Origin of the sequence: Saccharothrix variisporea, from assembly GCF_003634995.1 — a bacterium.
GTDB classification, from domain to species: domain Bacteria; phylum Actinomycetota; class Actinomycetes; order Mycobacteriales; family Pseudonocardiaceae; genus Actinosynnema; species Actinosynnema variisporeum.
Window position 1 is genome coordinate 849,387 of the sequence record NZ_RBXR01000001.1, and the last position, 17,140, is coordinate 866,526.

The 17,140-nt window shown below is 72.5% G+C and carries 13 protein-coding genes; 5 read left to right on the forward strand and 8 right to left on the reverse strand.

The annotated features are described in order from the left end of the window. Positions 1 to 50 precede the first annotated feature (50 nt). From DFJ66_RS03780 to DFJ66_RS03795, 4 genes are all read left to right on the forward strand, one after another. Positions 51 to 5,498 carry an ATP-binding protein gene (locus DFJ66_RS03780; protein ID WP_121217972.1) on the forward strand — a complete coding sequence of 1,816 codons (5,448 nt, stop codon included), beginning with the start codon at positions 51 to 53 and terminating at the stop codon, positions 5,496 to 5,498. A 104-nt stretch (positions 5,499 to 5,602) separates the two neighbouring features. Then, positions 5,603 to 6,745 carry a hypothetical protein gene (locus tag DFJ66_RS03785; protein ID WP_121217974.1) on the forward strand — a complete coding sequence of 381 codons (1,143 nt, stop codon included), beginning with the start codon at positions 5,603 to 5,605 and terminating at the stop codon, positions 6,743 to 6,745. Between the two features lie 115 nt (positions 6,746 to 6,860). Beyond that, on the forward strand, positions 6,861 to 8,171 hold the full coding sequence (locus tag DFJ66_RS03790) for a cytochrome D1 domain-containing protein (protein ID WP_246029564.1): 1,311 nt from the start codon (positions 6,861 to 6,863) through the stop codon (positions 8,169 to 8,171). A 32-nt stretch (positions 8,172 to 8,203) separates the two neighbouring features. Next, positions 8,204 to 9,010 (forward strand): DUF4253 domain-containing protein, encoded by an 807-nt coding sequence (locus tag DFJ66_RS03795; RefSeq protein ID WP_121217978.1) that lies wholly within the window; start codon positions 8,204 to 8,206, stop codon positions 9,008 to 9,010. 3 nt (positions 9,011 to 9,013) lie between these two features. On the opposite strand, the gene DFJ66_RS03800 is transcribed toward DFJ66_RS03795, so the two are convergent. The 3 genes from DFJ66_RS03800 to DFJ66_RS03810 form a co-directional block, all read right to left on the reverse strand. Next, positions 9,014 to 9,466 (reverse strand): hypothetical protein, encoded by a 453-nt coding sequence (locus DFJ66_RS03800; protein ID WP_147459170.1) that lies wholly within the window; start codon positions 9,464 to 9,466, stop codon positions 9,014 to 9,016. Positions 9,467 to 9,614: 148 nt separating this feature from the next. After that, on the reverse strand, positions 9,615 to 10,379 hold the full coding sequence (locus DFJ66_RS03805; protein ID WP_121217982.1) for a pyrroline-5-carboxylate reductase: 765 nt from the start codon (positions 10,377 to 10,379) through the stop codon (positions 9,615 to 9,617). A gap of 71 nt (positions 10,380 to 10,450) precedes the next feature. Further along, positions 10,451 to 10,948: a CAP domain-containing protein gene (locus DFJ66_RS03810; RefSeq protein ID WP_121217983.1), complete on the reverse strand. Its 498-nt coding sequence runs from the start codon at positions 10,946 to 10,948 to the stop codon at positions 10,451 to 10,453. 141 nt (positions 10,949 to 11,089) lie between these two features. On the opposite strand from DFJ66_RS03810, the gene DFJ66_RS03815 reads away from it, so the two are divergent. Continuing rightward, positions 11,090 to 11,533, forward strand: coding sequence for a cupin domain-containing protein (locus tag DFJ66_RS03815; RefSeq protein ID WP_121217985.1), 444 nt, complete (start codon positions 11,090 to 11,092; stop codon positions 11,531 to 11,533). A 15-nt stretch (positions 11,534 to 11,548) separates the two neighbouring features. Here DFJ66_RS03815 and DFJ66_RS03820 read toward each other — a convergent pair whose 3' ends face one another. The 5 genes from DFJ66_RS03820 to DFJ66_RS03840 form a co-directional block, all read right to left on the reverse strand. Further along, entirely contained in the window at positions 11,549 to 12,286 is a 738-nt protein-coding gene (locus DFJ66_RS03820; protein WP_121217987.1) for a hypothetical protein, read from the reverse strand. Beyond that, positions 12,283 to 12,894 carry an ABC transporter ATP-binding protein gene (locus DFJ66_RS03825; protein ID WP_121230606.1) on the reverse strand — a complete coding sequence of 204 codons (612 nt, stop codon included), beginning with the start codon at positions 12,892 to 12,894 and terminating at the stop codon, positions 12,283 to 12,285. Before DFJ66_RS03825 ends, DFJ66_RS03820 begins: the two co-directional genes overlap by 4 nt. Before the next feature lie 370 nt (positions 12,895 to 13,264). Beyond that, positions 13,265 to 15,538, reverse strand: a complete 2,274-nt coding sequence (locus DFJ66_RS03830) for an Orn/Lys/Arg family decarboxylase (protein ID WP_121217989.1) — start codon at positions 15,536 to 15,538, stop codon at positions 13,265 to 13,267. Positions 15,539 to 15,722: 184 nt separating this feature from the next. Next, positions 15,723 to 16,406, reverse strand: a complete 684-nt coding sequence (locus DFJ66_RS03835) for an ABC transporter permease (protein WP_121217991.1) — start codon at positions 16,404 to 16,406, stop codon at positions 15,723 to 15,725. Next, the gene (locus tag DFJ66_RS03840) at positions 16,403 to 17,104 is read right to left on the reverse strand and encodes an ABC transporter ATP-binding protein (RefSeq protein WP_121217993.1); all 702 of its coding nucleotides are present in this window, start codon (positions 17,102 to 17,104) and stop codon (positions 16,403 to 16,405) included. The genes DFJ66_RS03835 and DFJ66_RS03840 overlap by 4 nt, the downstream gene beginning before the upstream one ends. Positions 17,105 to 17,140: the final 36 nt, after the last annotated feature.

Sequence of the window (17,140 nt, forward strand, 5' to 3'; positions counted from 1 at the left end):
CTGAGTCTCGACGGTCGCCACAGACCGCACGTCCGACGAGGAGCTCGTTCTTGTTCTCCCGAATCGCCATCGTGAACCGGGGCGAAGCCGCCATGCGGCTCATCCACGCCGTCCGCGACCTGGCCGCGCAGACCGGGTCGCGCATCGAAACCGTGGCCCTGCACACCGACGTCGACAGCACGGCCACCTTCGTCCGGGAGGCCGACCTCGCCCACGACCTGGGTCCCGCCGCGAACCGGCCGTACCTGGACCTGGCGGTGCTCGAGAAGGCCCTGGTGGAGACCGGCGCCGACGCGGCCTGGGTCGGCTGGGGCTTCGTCGCCGAGGACCCGGCGTTCGCCGAGCTGTGCGCCCGCATCGGCGTGACCTTCATCGGGCCCGACCCGGAGGCCATGCGCAAGCTGGGCGACAAGATCGGCGCCAAGCTGATCGCCGAGGAGGTCGGCGTCCCGGTCGCACCCTGGTCGCGCGGCGCGGTCGAGGACCTCGACGCCGCGCTCAAGGCCGCGCGCGAGGTCGGCTACCCGCTGATGCTCAAGGCCACCGCGGGCGGCGGCGGCCGGGGCATCCGGGTGATCACCTCCGAGCAGGAGCTGGTGGAGGCGTTCGACCGGACCAGCCAGGAGGCGCTGCGGGCCTTCGGCAGCGGCGTGATGTTCCTGGAGCGCCTGGTCACCGGCGCGCGGCACGTCGAGGTGCAGGTCATCGCGGACGGCCAGGGCACGGCGTGGGCGCTGGGCGTGCGGGACTGCTCGGTGCAGCGGCGCAACCAGAAGATCATCGAGGAGTCCGCCTCGCCGGTGCTCTCCCCCGAGCAGGTCGAGGACCTGAAGGGCTCCGCCGAGCGGCTGGCGCTGGCCGTGGGCTACCGGGGCGCGTGCACGGTCGAGTTCCTGTACCACCCCGGTGACAAGCAGTTCGCGTTCCTGGAGGTCAACACCCGCCTGCAAGTCGAACACCCGATCACCGAGATCACCACCGGGTTCGACCTGGTCCGCGCCCAGATCCACGTCGCCTCCGGCGGCAGGCTCGAAGGCGCGAAGCCGGCCGAGTGGGGTCACGCGATCGAGGCGCGCCTGAACGCCGAGGACCCCGACCGCGACTTCGCGCCCGGCCCCGGCCGCATCGAGCGGCTGGAACTGCCCGCCGGCCCCGGCATCCGCGTGGACACCGGCGTCAGCGAGGGCGACTCGATCCCGCCGGACTTCGACTCGATGATCGCCAAGATCATCGCCCACGGCCGCGACCGCGCCGAGGCGCTGGCCCGGCTGCGCCGCGCGCTGGCCGAGACCACCGTGATCATCGAGGGCGGCGCGACCAACAAGAGCTTCGTGCTGGACCTGCTCGACGAGCCCGCCGTGCTGGACGCGACCGCCGACACCGGCTGGATCGACCGCGTCCGGGCCCAGGGCGGGCTGGTCAGCCACCGGCACTCGGCGGTCGCGCTGGCCACCGCCGCGATCGAGGTCTACGAGGACGAGGAGCAGCTGGCCCGGCAGCAGCTGTTCACCACCGCGCGCGGCGGCCGTCCGCACACCCGGCACGAAGCCGGCCGGGTGCTGGAGTTCACGCTGCGCGGCCAGAGCTACAAGGTGCACGTGGCCCGCATCGGCGGCCACCGGTTCCGCGTGGGCGTGTCGGCGGCGAACGGTCCCGTGCACACCGCGGACGTCGACGTCGAGCGTTTCGACGACCACACCGGCCGCATCCGGGTCAACGGCGTGCGCTACCGCGTGGTCACCGGCGTGCACAACGCGGTCCACCACGTCGAGGTCGACGGCGTCACCCACCGCGTGAGCCGGGACGAGGGCGGCGTGCTGCGCTCCCCCATGCCCGCGCTGGTGGTGGCCACGCCGCTGGAGGTCGGCGACGAGGTCGAGGCCGGCGCGCCGGTCCTGGTCCTGGAAGCCATGAAGATGGAGACGGTGCTGCGCGCGCCGTTCCGCGCCCGGCTGCGCGAGTCCGCCGTGTCGGTGGGCAGCCAGGTCCCGGCCGGCGCCCCGCTGCTGCGGCTGGAGCCCGTGGGCGACGGCGAGGACGCCGCGCCGCAGGCCGCCGGCCCCGCCGTCGAGCTGGACCTGCCCGCCGCGGACACCCGCCCGTCCGCCGACGACCTGCGCCAGGAGCTGCGGGACCTGCTGCTGGGCTTCGACACCGAGCCCGGCGGCGCGGACCGCCTGGCCGCCGCCTACCTGGACCGGCGCGCCGAGCTGGCCGAACGCCCGCTGGCCGACGAGGCCGGGCTGCTGCGGCTGTTCGCCGACCTGTCCGAGCTCAGCCGCAACCGGCCGGTGGGCGAGGAGCAGCCGGACCACCGCGTGCACAGCCCGCGCGAGCACTTCCACACCTACCTGCGCAGCCTGGAGCCCGACCGCGCCGGGGTGTCGGCCACGTTCCGCCGCAAGCTGTCCACGGCGCTGGCCAACTACGGCGTGACCGACCTGGAGCGCACGCCGGCGCTGGAGGAGGCGGTCTTCCGGATCTTCCTGGCCCAGCAGCGCGCCACCGCCGACGCGAACGTCGTGGCCGCGCTGCTGCGCCAGTGGCTGACCGAGGCGCCGCCGGCCGAGGACGACCGGGTCACCGTCGGTCTCGCGCTGGAGCACCTGGTGGCCGCCACGCAGGTGCGGTTCCCGGCGGTGTCGGACCTCGCGCGCGGTGTGGTGTTCCGCTGGTTCGCCCAGCCGATGCTGCGCCGCTCCCGCGCCCGCGTGCACTCCGAGGTGCGCAAGCACCTGATCCACCTGGACCGCAACCCCGACGCCGCCGACCGCGCCGAGCGGATCGCGGTCATGGTCGCGAGCCCCGAGCCGCTGGTGCGGCTGCTGGGCCAGCGCATCGGCCGGCCCGGCGTGGACCACGCGCCGCTGCTGGAGGTCCTGGCCCGCCGGTACTACGGCAACGACGTCCTCACCGCGATCCGCACCGAACGGGTCGGCGACTGCGTCTTCGTCGCCGCCGAGAACCGGGGCACGCGCGTGGTCAGCACCGCCGTGGACTTCGCCGCGCTGCCGGAGGCCGTGCGGGCGCTGGACGCGGTGGCCGGCGACGAGCAGCTGGTCGCCGACCTCTACGTGACCTGGCCGGACGGCCCGGCCGACCACGAGGAGATGGCCGCGCGGCTGCGGGAGGCGCTGGCCGCCCAGCCGCTGCCCGCCGGGCTGGACCGCATCACCACTACGGTGGCGGGCCGGCGCGACGAGGCCATGCACCACCACTTCACCTTCCGCCCGTCCCGGCCCGGCCTGGCCGAGGAACGCCTGGTCCGGGGGCTGCACCCGCGCATCGCCGAGCGGATGCAGCTGGACCGGCTGCGCGACTTCGACCTCACCCGCCTGCCGTCGCTGGACGAAGAGGTCTACCTCTACAAGTGCGTGGCCAAGGAGAACCCGTCCGACGAGCGCCTGGTGGCGCTGGCCCAGGTGCGCGACCTGACGCCCCTGCGCGACGACGACGGCCGGATCGCCGCGCTGCCCGCCGCCGAGGACGTCCTGGCCGCCTGCCTGGACGCCATCCGCCGGGCCCGCAGCCGCCACGGCGGCGGCCACCGGCCCGCGACCAACCGGATCGTGCTCTACGCGTGGCCGCCCACGGACCTCGCCTCGGGCGACCTGACCGCCGTGGCGCAGCGCGTCCTGCCCACCACGACCGGGCTGGACCTGGAAGAGGTGCTGTTCCTGGCCCGCCGCCGCGACGAGAGCGGCAAGCTGGTCGACATCGCCGTGCGCATCGGCGACGACGCCGGCGCGGGTGTGCGGCTGTCGTTCGTCAAGCCGCCGACCGAGCCGGTCCGGCCGCTGGACGACTACCGCCAGAACGTGCTGCGGGCCCGCAGCCGGGGCACGGTCTACCCGTACGAGCTGATCGACGTGCTCACCGGGCCGGACGGGTCGTTCACCGAGTACGACCTGGTCGACGGCCACTTGGTCGCCGTGGACCGGCCGCGCGGGCGCAACACCGCCGCCATCGTCCTGGGCACGGTCACCACGCCCACCGCCAAGCACCCCGAGGGCATGACCCGCGTGGTGCTGCTGGGCGACCCGACCAAGGCGCTGGGCGCGCTGTCCGAGCCGGAGTGCGCGCGGGTCATCGAGGCGCTGGACCTGGCCGAACGGCTGAAGGTCCCGGTCGAGTGGTTCGCGCTGTCCGCCGGCGCCCGCATCTCCATGTCCTCCGGCACGGAGAACATGGACTGGGTCGCGGCGGCGCTCAAGCGGATCGTCGAGTTCACCCAGGCCGGCGGCGAGATCAACGTCGTGGTCGCGGGCATCAACGTCGGCGCCCAGCCGTACTGGAACGCCGAGGCCACGATGCTCATGCACACCAAGGGCATCCTGGTCATGACGCCGGACTCGGCGATGGTGCTGACCGGCAAGCAGTCGCTGGACTTCTCCGGCGGCGTGTCGGCCGAGGACAACTTCGGCATCGGCGGCTACGACCGCGTGATGGGCCCCAACGGTCAGGCGCAGTACTGGGCGCCGGACCTGCGGGCCGCGCGGGACGTGCTCATGGCGCACTACGAGCACAGCTTCATCGCCCCCGGCGAGACCGGCCCGCGCCGCGCGCCCACCACCGACCCGGTGGACCGGGACGTGTGCGCGTTCCCGCACAGCTCGCCGGACAGCCCGTTCACCACGGTGGGCGAGATCTTCTCCGTCGAGGCCAACCCGGACCGCAAGAAGCCGTTCGACATCCGCACGGTCATGCGCGCGCTGTCCGACCAGGACCACCCGGTGCTGGAGCGGTGGCTGGGCATGGCCGACGCGGACACCGCCGTCGTGCAGGACGTGCACCTGGGCGGCATCCCGGTGTGCCTGCTGGGCATCGAGTCGCGGGCGGTGCCCCGGCACGGGTTCCCGCCCACCGACGGCCCCGACTCCTACACCGCGGGCACGCTGTTCCCCAAGTCGTCGAAGAAGGCGGCGCGTGCGATCAACGCGGCCAGCGGCAACCGGCCGCTGGTGGTGCTGGCGAACCTGTCCGGGTTCGACGGCTCGCCGGAGTCGATGCGCGAGCTCCAGCTGGAGTACGGCGCGGAGATCGGCCGGGCGATCGTGAACTTCCGCGGCCCGATCGTGTTCTGCGTGATCTCCCGCTACCACGGCGGCGCGTTCGTGGTGTTCTCCAAGGCGCTCAACCCGAACATGACCGTGCTGGCCGTGGAGGGTTCGTTCGCGTCGGTCATCGGCGGCGCGCCGGCGGCGGCCGTGGTGTTCTCCCGCGACGTCGACGGCCGCACCGCCAACGACCCGCGGGTGCGCAAGCTGGAGGCGCTGGTCGCGGAGTCCTCGGGCGCCGAACGGGCCGCGCTGACCGCCGAGCTGGCCGGGACGCGCACCTCCGTGCGGGCCGAGAAGCTGGCCGAGGTGGCGGCGGAGTTCGACCGGGTGCACAGCATCCGGCGGGCGGTCGAGGTCGGGTCGGTGGACGCCATCGTGCCCGCCTCGGGCCTGCGGCAGCAGATCATCGAGGCGATCGAACGCGGCTTGCTGCGCTAACCCCCTGGTGACGCGGCCCGGTCTCGTTCGGGACCGGGCCGCGGAACACTTCCCCTCCCCCGGACGATGTCGTGGGTGATGCCCCTGGGGGAAAGGTCAGGTCGATGAGCCAGTCCGGTGTGGAGGTCGTCGCGCCCGCGGTGTCCGAGGTCGAGCGGATCGCGGCGGACACCGATCCCGTGGTGCGCAACCTCCGCATCACCCACTGCTACCACCTGCTGTCCAAGGCGCTGGCGGCGCGCACGGGCGGGTCGGCGAACTGGTGCACGTTCGCCGTGTGGGCGTCCAAGCAGGTGGGCCAGACCATCCGGCAGGAGGACCTGGTCCGGACGCTGGAGCGCCTGTCCGACCCGGCGTCGGTCGAACTGCTGGTCTCCGCCCTGCGCCGGGTCGCACCCCTGCCGTTCGACACCGCGTCGTCGCTCGTGCGGCAGGCCGTCGTGGCGGTCGCGAACCTGGATGGGGTCAGCGCCGCCGCCGCGCGCGGCAACCTCAAGGTGTTCGAGGAGATCGCCCACGAGTTCGCCCGCTTCCTCGCCCACACCGGCCCGATCGAGGAGTTCACGGCGGCCCTGCGCCCCGGCGAGCCGCCGGAAGGCCAGCACTACCTGCGCCAGGCCTTCACCCGCTACCACCGGGCCATGGCCACCACCGACCCGAAGCAGCGGGCCGAGTCGCTGCTGCTGGCCAACATCGAGGTGGGCCTGCACGAACAGACCAGGCTGCAACCGGAGATCACCGCGGCCCTGGAGGGTCCCGTGGTCGACCCGGCCGCGCTCGAACGCCGCCTGCTGGACCTGCTGCTCCCCGGCAACCGCCTCGTGAAGTGCCTGCGCCGGGTCGCCCTGACCGTGATGGGCAGACGCGGCCCCATCCGCACCGCCACCGAACGCCTGTCCCACCACGCCCGCGCGCTCGCCCGCCAGGCCGTCACCCGGCACCTGATGACGTTGGCCCTGCCCGACGAGCTGCTGGACCTGAGCGAAGACCTGCCCGCGAGCTTCCCGCCCCTGCTCACCGAGCTCTCCGACCCGGAGCTGCTGGCCCTGCTGGCGCGGGTCGACCCCACCCCGGACTCCCTGACCGACACGGCCGCCGGGGACTGGTCCGACCTGTCGGACCGGATGCACTACATCGCCGACATGTTCCGCTGCCACGCCCAACGCACGGCGTTGCTCGACCCGCCGTTCACGCCCGAGCAGGTGGCGGCGATGGCCGAGGGCCGCAGGCCTTCCGGGCGGCTCTGAGCCGGCACCGCTGGGTAGTCGGCCGATCGCGGGGCGATTTTTCCAGGTCACGCGCTAACGAAGCTCTTCAGGACTGCGATGGGCGCAGTATCCCGCCAGGGCTTTGGAGGTCGTTGTGAGCGGACGGGTCAAGAAGTTCGGCACGGTCCCGGCGGCCCTCGCCGTGGGTGCCTCGCTGCTGTTGGTGCCCTCCGGGGCGGCCGGTGCGCTGGACACCAAGGTGTTGGCGTACGTGGCCAACAACGGTGGTGGGGTGACCGTGCTCGACACCGCCACCAACACGACCACCACCGTGCTCGCCGACTCCCCCGGCGACTCCCCCTACGGCGTCGGCGTCGCGTTCGACGGCGGCCGGGGGTACGTGACCAACGTCCGGGACGGCACGCTCACCGTCATCGACACGCCCACCAACACGATCGACGCCGCCGTGCCGGTGGGTGACGGTCCCGCCGGGGTGGTCGTCTCACCCGATGGTGGTCACGTGTACGTCTCCAACTACCGGGCGGGCACGGTGTCCGTGGTGGACGCGGCGACGATGAGCACGGTGGCCACGGTCCCCGTCGGCCCCAACGCGGACGGTGTCGCGCTGACGCCGGACGGCAAGCTGCTCTACGTCGCCCACGACGTCCCCGGTCCCGGCACGGTGTCCGTCGTGGACACCGCCACCAACACCGAGATCGCCGAGTTCCCCACCGGCAACACCCCGACCGCGCTCGCGGTCACGCCAGACGGCCGAACCCTGGTGGTGGTCAACAAGTTCTCCGACAACGTGGCCCTGGTCGAGACCGCCGGGAACACCGTCGTCGGCACCATCCCGGTCGGCTTCACCCCGCACGGCATCGCGATCACCCCGGACGGCACGCGGGCGTTCGTGCCCAACAGCGAGGGCGACAACGTCTCCGTGCTGGACCTGGTGAACCGGACGCCCCTGGCGACCGTCCGCGTGGGCGACCGGCCGATCAGCGTCGCCCTCACCCCCGGCGGTGCCCGCGCCTACGTCACCAACTACCACAGCGGCACCGTGTCGATCCTCGACACCGCCACCCTCGCGGTCGAGTCCGCGGTCCCGGTCGGGGTGAACCCGGTCGGCATCGCGATCCACGCCGTCCCGCCCGCGCGGACGCGGCTCACCACCGGCACGGCCGTGATCGTCCCGCGCGGTGGTCTCACCGTCACCGGCATCACCGCGACGCTCACCGAGGCCCACACCGGGCGTGCCGTGCCCGGCGAGGTCGTCAGCTTCTCCACGGTGAAGGGCACCCCGCTGTGCACGGCGGTCACCAACGCCGCCGGCACGGCGACCTGCGACGCCCGGGTCCCGGTGCAGGTCGGCGTGAACACCCTCCTGGAGGGCTACACCGCCGCCTTCGCGGGCGACCTGGACCACGGCCCGTCCGCCGCCCACGGCACCACCGTCCGCCGCTGAACTGTCGTACCCAGCCCCTACCATCGGCGATCATGAGCACCCGACCGCCGTTGCCCGCCGACCTCGCCGCGCTCGTCGCCGACCCCGCGGACCGGTCGCTGTCCGTCCCGCTGCCCCCGGGCCGGGCCGTGCACTCCCAGGAGGAGGACAGCGACCGGCCCGCGTTGTGGCTCAGCGACGGCCCGGCCCCCGAAGGCCTGTGGACCCGCCTGCGCGCCGAGCACGCCCGCTCCGGGCTGTGGCCGTTGCTGCTGGACGCCTTGGACGACGACGCCGAGGACTACCGGCCGTGGGCCAGTGGCGAGTTCGCGCCCGGCGAGATGTCCTCACCCGCCGCGCACGACCCCGCCGCACTGCTCGCCGACTGGTGGACCCGGCACGCCGACCCCGCGACCACCCCGCACGGCACCCGGTGGCCCGGCTCCGCGCCCGCGCCCGCCGCGGTCGGTGACCCGGACCGCATCGCCGACGGCCTGGCCGAGCACCTGCTCGCCGAGCACCCGTCGATGCGCCTGGGCCTGGTCGCCGCCGACCGGGGTGCGGACGCGCTGACGACCGTCGGCTGGTTCGGCCCGGCCGAGCACACCGACGACACCGCCGAGATCTCCGCCGTCCTGCGCAGCTGGGAGGACCGGTTCGGCGCACGGGTGGTGGGCGTCGGGTTCTCCACGCTCCTGCTCAGCGTCGCCGCCCCGCCCACCACTCCCGACGCCGCCCTGGCCGTGGCCGCCGAGCACTTCGCGTTCTGCCCCGACAACGTCTGGCAGGGCGTCTCGCCGCTGACCGCGTACGCCGAACACCTGGTCGGCGACCACTCGTGGTCGTTCTGGTGGGACTGAGGATCACTCGGACAGCGTCACGGCGCCCTTGCCCATGTCGAAGGTGGTGCCCTGCACGATGACGACGTAGGCGTCGCCCTTGCCCGGCTTCAGCTCGCCCTGCTTCTGGAGCTGGGTCTGGTCCTGCTTCGTCTTGACGACGACCTTCCACTTGCCGTCGGCCCGGTTGCCGCCGTCCTGGCACTCGACCTCGTCCGACTCGGCCTTCGCCACGGCCTTCTCCTGCCGCACGACCAGCACCACCTTGGTGAAGTCCAGCGGCGACTCCTGCTCCGGGCAGGCCACCGTGCCGGTGAACTCGTAGCCGTCGGCCCCCTTGGTGACCTTCTCGTCGATGACCGCCTTGAACGCCTCCGGCCCGTCCGACGCGGCCCCCGCGCTGGGGCCGAGCGCCACCCAGGTGCCCACGACCACCCCAACCGCCGCCACGGCTCGTCCGTACCCGCCGACTCGCATCACGACCTCCCGTCTCCCGCGGCCCTGGCGACCGCCTCGACACCAGGGGCGGGGTGCCCGGACGTCCCGGCGAAAAACGAGCCGCTCCGGCGTCCACCCGAACGAGTAGGAACAACCAGACACGTTCGGGTGGACCGACTCCCGAGGGTCAGCCCCGGAGGCGGGCGAGCACCCGGTCCAGCGCCCGGCGCACCAGGTCGGGCACGCCGTCGCGGCGCAGGTCGCCGAGCACCTGCTCGTTGAGCCCACCGGGGGTCATGTGCTCCTCGGTCAACGCCGTCAGCGAGGTCGCCCGCGACACCGACTGCCCGAGCTGCCCGAAGATGTGGGCGATGTAGGCGTCGGCGTCCTCCTGCTTGACGCCCTGCGCCGCGAGCCAGTTCGCCACCGTGGTCAGGTAGTCCAGGTGCGCGGCGAACGTGGCCGTCGACGCGCTGAAGGCCTCCAACGTCGTCTCCGCGTCCGGCACCACCACGCCGCCGACCCGTTCCAGCAGCTCACGGGCCACCGGGTGGTCCGGGTACAGCGCGGTCAGGCTCTGCCGGCGGGCCGCCGCGGGCAGCGGGATGGTGCGCACGACCTCCGTGGCCGGGGCGATCCACTCGCGCAACCGCGCCAGCGTCACCCCCGCCAGCGCGCTGACCACCACGTGCTCCGGCCGGAACACCAGGTCCCGGAGGACCTCCTCCCCGACCTGGGGCCGCACCGCCAGCACCACCACCGGGGCGCGGTCCAGCACCTCCTGGTTGCTGCCGCAGACCTCGACGTTGGGGAACCGCCCGGCCAGGTCGAGCCCCACGGCACGGTTGCGCGGGGACAACAACACCGCGGGCGGCTCGGCGACCTCGGTGCTGAGCCCTTCCACGATCGCCGCCGTCAACGCACCCGCGCCCACGAACCCGTACACCGGCAAACCCCCTCGTCACCCGGAACCGGGGCCGATGATCGCACGCCGATCACCGTGGCGACGAGGGGTGTGCCGGGTCAAGGCGTGGCGAACACCTGCACCCAGAACGGGCCGCTGCCGCCGGAGTTCACGCCGACCCCCAGGTCCCGCAGCTCGCAGTCGAGGATGTTGGCGCGGTGGGCGGGGCTGTTCATCCAGTCCCGCATGGCGTCCTCGGGCGAGGACGGTCCTTTGTGGATGTTCTCGGCGACCCGGTGCCACGGGTAGCCGGCGGCGTCGAGGCGGTCGCCGGCGTCCCGGCCCTCGGGGCTGACGTGGTCGTAGTAGTCGCGGGCGGCCATGTCGTCGGCGTGGGACTGCGCGGCCGACTGCGCCCGCCCGTCCACGGCGACCGCGCCGCACCCGGCGTTCGCCCGCTCGGCGTTGACCAACTCCACCACCCGGTCGGCGGCGGACACCTCGGCCGCCGGCTGGGCGTCACTGCGGTACGCCGTCACGAGAGCCAGCACCGACGCCGCGGCACAGGCCACCACTGCCCGCTGCTTCCCGCGGGCGAAGAACGCGTTGCGCTTCATGATGGTTCACTCCTCCGCTGTGCCGGTCGGTTACCCGGCGGATCGACGGAGGAACAACCCGCCACCACGTTCACCGGGTCGGGTAAACGTGGTTTGCGGACGCCTGAAAACAGCTACCGCCGCTCACATAGGGTGGGCGACATGACATTGGGGGTCAGGCGTCCCGAGGACGTCGAGGAGCTGCCCGCGGTCGGCGGCGCGTACCGGATCACGCTGGCCGGGTCGGACACCGGCGGGCGGCTCGCGGTGGTGGAGATGCGGTTGGACGCGGGCCGGCTGGGCGCCGCGCCGCACGTCCACCACTCGCACGAGGAGGACTTCGTCGTGCTCGACGGCGAGATCACCTTCGACGTGGGCGGCTCGGACCTGGTCGTGGGCGCGGGCGGCGCGGTGGCGGTGCCGCGCGGGTCCGCCCACGGGTTCCGCAACGCCGGCGACACGCCCGCGCGGTGCCTGATGATCCTCACGCCCGCCGGCTACGAGGACTACTTCCGCGAGGTGTCCCGGATGGTCGCCGCCGGCCACGAACCGACCGCCGAGGAACTAGCCACCCTGCGCGCCGGCTTCGACACCACCTCCGCCTGACCCGGCAAGCAGCCCTCAGCGGGTCCTCCTGAGGAACGCGACGAACGCCGTGGCCGCGAACACCACCGTCCACAACAGGCTCACCAGGACCGCCGACGAGGGCACCGACTGCGTGAACCCGGCGCCGATGCCGATCTGCATCGCCCCGTAGGCGGGCAGCGCCTCCATGAGCCCGCCGCCCTGGGACCGGTTGAGCAGCGGGTTCTGCAGCAGCAGGTCGGTGACCGTGATGGTGATGATGGTGAACATGCCTTCGAGCTGGCCCGGCAGGAACAGCGCCAGGAACAGCCCCATCGCCCCGTACACCAGGCCGGCCAGGAACACCGCCACCCACATCGACAGCGGCTGCTCCATCGGCCAGAACCAGCGCATCCACGCAGCGGCGTAGGCGGCGACCAGGGCGGCGAAGCCGACCAGGGACGTGAGCTTGGCCAGCACCAGGGCGCTGCGCGGGTAGCCGGCGGCGGTGAGCCGCAGGTCGAAGTCCCCGGCGTGCTTGGCCGAGGAGAACATCGCGAACCCGATGAGCTGGCACGACGCGTTGAGCGCGCAACTGATCATCGTGATCTGCTCGCCGCCACCCGACAGCACCGCGCCCGTGCTGCTCTGGTGGAACGGCAGGACGTCGTGGCTGACCACGTGGTGCGCCAAGGCGATCCCGATCGGGATGAGCACGGTCAGGAACACCACGGCGAGGCGGTTGCGGGCCAGCACGAGCAGCGTGAACCGGGCCGCCACGCCGTAGGAGGTCATGCGGGGCTCACCGCCACCGCCTGCTCCAGGACGCCGTCGCGCAGGCGGTGCAACGTGTCGAGGCGGACGCTGTCGTAGGCGAGGTGCGAGATCACCAACACCGCCCGCCCGGCCGCCCGCAACCCGGCCGCGATCTCCCAGAACCGCAGGTAGGTCTCCCAGTCGAACCCCTGGTAGGGCTCGTCGAGCAGCACGACGGCGGGGTCGTGCATCAGGGCCAGCACGAGGTTGACCTTCTGCCGCGTCCCCCCGCTGAGCTCCTTGACCGCGACCCCGCGGTAGTCGCCGAACCCCAACTGCTCGATCAACTCGTCCGCGCGGCGCAGGTGCGGCAGCCGGTAGGCGATCTGGAAGTACTTCAGGTGCTGCTCGACGGTGAGGTCGTCGTTCAACACGGGCTTCTGCGGACAGTACCCAAGCCGCCCGGACAACCGCACGGACCCGGCGTCCCCGCGCAACTGTCCACAGAGGATCCGCAGCAAGGTCGTCTTGCCGGCCCCGTTCTCCCCCACGACCCCAACCAGCTCACCAGCCCCGACCTCGAGGTCCACCCCACGCAACACCGCCCGCTTCCCGTAGGACTTGCAGACCCCGGCGACGGCCAACACGGACACTCCCCACGACACCGGCGCGACCCCCGCGCTCGACCCGCAAAGCTAGCCGAGCCACCCCATCACCCGGTTCAGCGACCACCACCCCACCCACACGCGCCGCTTTCGCGCCGAAGGCGCGCCTGGGCTGCCAGCCACAGGAAGGGCCTCGGTTTCTCCCCCGTACGGCCTGGGCGCAGCCCAACCGCGCTTGGCCCGTTTGTGCAACCAGCTTTTCCGGTTGCACAAACGGGCCAAGGGTGGTTGCCTCCGGCAGGCCGTACGGGGGAGAAACCGACGCCCTTCCACCCCCGGGGGCCTGCCCAGCGGCGAGCGTCCGCTTTTGGCTCTTCAAGCTTTTGGCTTTTCAAGCTTTTGGCTTTTCACCTTACCGCAAGCACATGATCCAGTACTCGCCCGCACCATCGCGCGCAACTCCGTGGGTTTCGCTCGGAAACCCCGGAAACTCCCGGTCGAACGCCTCCAACGCCCGCAAGTACCGCAAGATCGGCCCTTCGACCTCCCCCGCACTCTCCCCCGGCATCAACACCGGAATCCCCGGCGGCGTGGTCACCACCATCGTCGCCACCGTCCGCCCGGCAACCTCACCCAACCGCACCGACTCCGCCCCACCCCGGATCAACCGCTGGTACGTCTGCGCCGGAGTGGCCACCGCCGGCGTCGGATGGGTGAAAGCCTCGTCCAACAAGGCAGTCAGCTCGCTCTTGCTCAACTGCTCGTGCATCTGCCCGCACAACGCCGGCAGGCTCAACCCCGCGTACCGGTCCGGGTACGCCCGCACCAACTCCGGCAGCACCTCCGCCACCGCCGCACCCCGGTCGTACAGCGCCTTGAAGTCCAGCAGGGCGTCGAGCAGCGTCCCCCACTTGCCCTTCGTGATGCCCATGGAGAACAGGATCAGGCACGTGTACGCATCGGTCTTCTCGACAACGATCCCCCGCGCCTCCAGGTACATCGTCAACACCCGCGCCGGGATGCCCATGCCGCCCACGTTCCCGACCGCGTCCACCCCAGGGCACGTGATGGACACCTTCACCGGGTCGAGCAGGCAATAACCGTCCTCCATGCCCTCGAACCCGTGCCACTCGGCGCCGGCCGCCAACGTCCAGCAACCCGGCGACGTGCGCAGCAGGTCCAGCGGAGCGTCCGCGAACGCGTACACCTCGCCACTCCCCGGGTCCGTGACCTGGTCCGGTTGCCACGTGCCGAAGAACCAGTCCGGCCGGTCGCCCGCGTCCCGGATGCGCCGACCCAGCCGGGCGACGGCCTGGCGGAAGCGGATCGCCTCGGTGATCGCCTCGTCGGTCAGCCACCGGCCGCCGGGACCGTCCATCATTCCCGCCGCGACGTCCAGGCCCGCGATCATCGGGTACAGCGGGGACGTGGTGGCGTGCATCATGAACGTCTCGTTGAACTGCCGGTGCTCGACCGGCGACCGCGGCGAGTTCTTGACGTGCACCATCGAGCTCTGCGACATCGCGGCCAGCAGCTTGTGCGTCGACTGCGTCGAGAACACCGTCGGCCGAACGTCGTCCGACAACACCTCGGGCCCGACCGACATGCCGTACCTTCGCGCATAAAGCGGGTTGAACCGGGCATAAGCGAACCAGGCCTCATCAAGGTGCAAACGCGGCACCGTCTCGCCCAGCAACTCGGCGACCCGCACCGCGTCGTAGCACAACCCGTCGTACGTGGAGTTCGTGATCACCGCGTAGACCGGGTCGCTCCCCACCGCCCCCGCCGCGAACGGGCTGCGCCGCACCTGCTCCGCGACCGCCGGAGCCGTCAGGGCGTGCGGCGGGATCGGCCCCATCAGCCCGTACCCGTTGCGCGTGGGCACGAGGTACACCGGCCGGCCGCCGGTGATCGTGAGGCCGTGGTAGATCGCCTTGTGGCAGTTGCGGTCGACCAGGACCAGCTCGTCGGTGGCGATGCCGGCGTGGCACGCGATCCGGTCGGCGGTGGAGTCGCCGTGCAGCACGAAGTAGGTCAGGTCCGCGCCGAAGATCCGCGCCGCGTTGCGCTCGGCGTCGCCGATCGGGCCGCTGTGCTCGAACAGCGACCCCAGCTCGGCCACGGAGATCGACAGGTCGGTGCGGAACAGGCGTTCGCCGTAGTAGTCGAAGAACGCCCGCCCGACCGGCGACTTGAGGAACGCGACGCCGCCGGCGTGGGCCGGGGTGTGCCACGAGTACTCGTGGGTGTCGTCGAAGCGGCGCAGCTCCCGGAAGAACGGCGGCAGGACGCCGTCGAGGTACCGGTCGGCGGCGACGCCGATCCGGCCCGCGATGAAGTCCGGCGTGTCCTCCAGCAGCCACACGTACCCGGTCACCGCCTCCGACACCCACAGCGGCAGGTCGTCCACGGAGGTCGCGGTGGTCACCAGGAACACCGGCAGCTTGGCGAACCGGCCCATCAACGCCCGCAGGACGTCCTCCGGCGCGTCGAGGTGCCACGACACCAGCGCCGCGGACAGGTCGGCACGGCTCTGGGTCAACGCCAGCGCGTCCTCGGCGGTGTGCGCGCGGACGATGTCGTGGCCCTCCTGGCGCAACTCGGCGCAGATCGCCTCCACCTGGTCCCGCGCGACCACACCACCCGCGCCGCCGTCCACTGCGACCAACACCGTTGAGCGGGACATCGTCGCCTCTTCTCCCGTCTGGCGGAACCCAGACCCCCGAGTCTCGACACCCGCACGCACGGCTGTCGATTACTCGAAGGCGTGGCCCGCCCACCACCCGGGTGCAGCAACTCCCCGATTCCTGCGGCTCCAGAACGCCCCAAGTCCACTCGGAACGGTGGTCCACCCCGCCCACCAGGTGATTTCAGGCCCCGCCGACGTCCCGCCGCGCGAACACCAGCCCGGCGACCACGACCAGACCGGCCGTCCACGCCACCATCGTCACGCCGCCGGCCACCGGGGACAGCACGTGCTCGGCCGGGTAGCCCCGGACGAACATCTGCGCGCCGGCCACGTCCGGCAGGAAGCGGGCCAGGGGCGTGACCTTGGTCAGCAGGTAGGTCACCGAGACCAGCGCCGAGTTCACGACGAACAGCACCAACGGCACCACCGTGCTCCGGCTGAGGGACCCCACCGCGAACGCGATCAACGCCGAACACACCCAGTACACGACCGCACCGACCGCCCGCCACCCCAGTTCCGCCAACGCGTCGAACGGGACCGCCGCCAGCAGCGCGGCACCCGCCAACACCGCCGAGAGCACCGCCAGCACCAGCACTTTCGCACCCAACAGCACCCCACGCCGGGGCACGCACAGCACGCCGGTGGCCGTGTCGCCGGTGGCGATCAGGACGCCCAGCACGATCACGCCGATCGCCCCGAACGGCACGGCGGTGAAGCCCGCGTCCGGCGACACGCGCGAGTTGAGCAGGGCGATGCCGGCGGTGCCGAGCACGCTCACTCCGGCCGCCAGGTAGGTCGAGGGCACCGTCACCAGCTTGACCACCTCGGCCCGAACGGCGTTCACCACGGTGTTGTCCCGGTTCACCACGACACCTCCGGCTCGGTCAGGGCGAAGTACGCGTCCTCCAGAGACCCGTGACCCGCCGTGACCTCGTCCACCGTGCCCCGCGCGACGACCCGCCCGGAGTGGATCACCACCAGGTCGTCGGCGGTGGCGGCGACCTCGGCCATCACGTGGCTGGACAGCAGCACCGTCCGCCCCTCGGCGGCGCGGGCGCGCAGGAACCGGCGGACCCAGCGGATGCCCTCGGGGTCCAGCCCGTTCAACGGCTCGTCGAGCACCAGCACCGCCGGGTCCCCCACCAGCGCCGCCGCGATCCCGAGCCGCTGCCCCATCCCGGTCGAGTAGGACCGCACCCGCCCCGCACCGGTCAGGCCGACCTGGTCGAGGACCTCGGACACGCGGGCCCGCGGGATGCCGTTGCTGCGCGCCACCCACGCCAGGTGGGCACGCCCGGTGCGGGCGCGGTGCGCACCACTCCCGCCGAGGACCGCTCCGACCGTGCGGAGGGGATGACGCAGCCGCCGGTACGGCGTGCCGCCGATCAGGGCGGTGCCGGCGTCGGCGGAGTCCAGGCCGAGCAGGACGCGCAGCGTGGAGGACTTGCCGGCCCCGTTCGGCCCGAGGAACCCGGTGACCCGACCGGGGCGCGCGGTGAACCCGACGTCGTGGAGGACGGTGCGGCGACCGTGCCGCTTGGTGAGGTTGACGATCTCGATCACGCCACCAGGCTCACGCCGGCCGCCGGAACGCACATC

Coding starts and splice junctions, on each gene's coding strand:
- DFJ66_RS03785 (WP_121217974.1), top strand. CDS start 5,603: ATGAGCCAGTCCGGTGTGGAGGTCGTCGCGCCCGCGGTGTCCGAGGTC.
- DFJ66_RS03795 (WP_121217978.1), top strand. CDS start 8,204: ATGAGCACCCGACCGCCGTTGCCCGCCGACCTCGCCGCGCTCGTCGCC.
- DFJ66_RS03800 (WP_147459170.1), bottom strand. CDS start 9,466: ATGCGAGTCGGCGGGTACGGACGAGCCGTGGCGGCGGTTGGGGTGGTC.
- DFJ66_RS03810 (WP_121217983.1), bottom strand. CDS start 10,948: ATGAAGCGCAACGCGTTCTTCGCCCGCGGGAAGCAGCGGGCAGTGGTG.
- DFJ66_RS03815 (WP_121217985.1), top strand. CDS start 11,090: ATGACATTGGGGGTCAGGCGTCCCGAGGACGTCGAGGAGCTGCCCGCG.
- DFJ66_RS03820 (WP_121217987.1), bottom strand. CDS start 12,286: ATGACCTCCTACGGCGTGGCGGCCCGGTTCACGCTGCTCGTGCTGGCC.
- DFJ66_RS03830 (WP_121217989.1), bottom strand. CDS start 15,538: ATGTCCCGCTCAACGGTGTTGGTCGCAGTGGACGGCGGCGCGGGTGGT.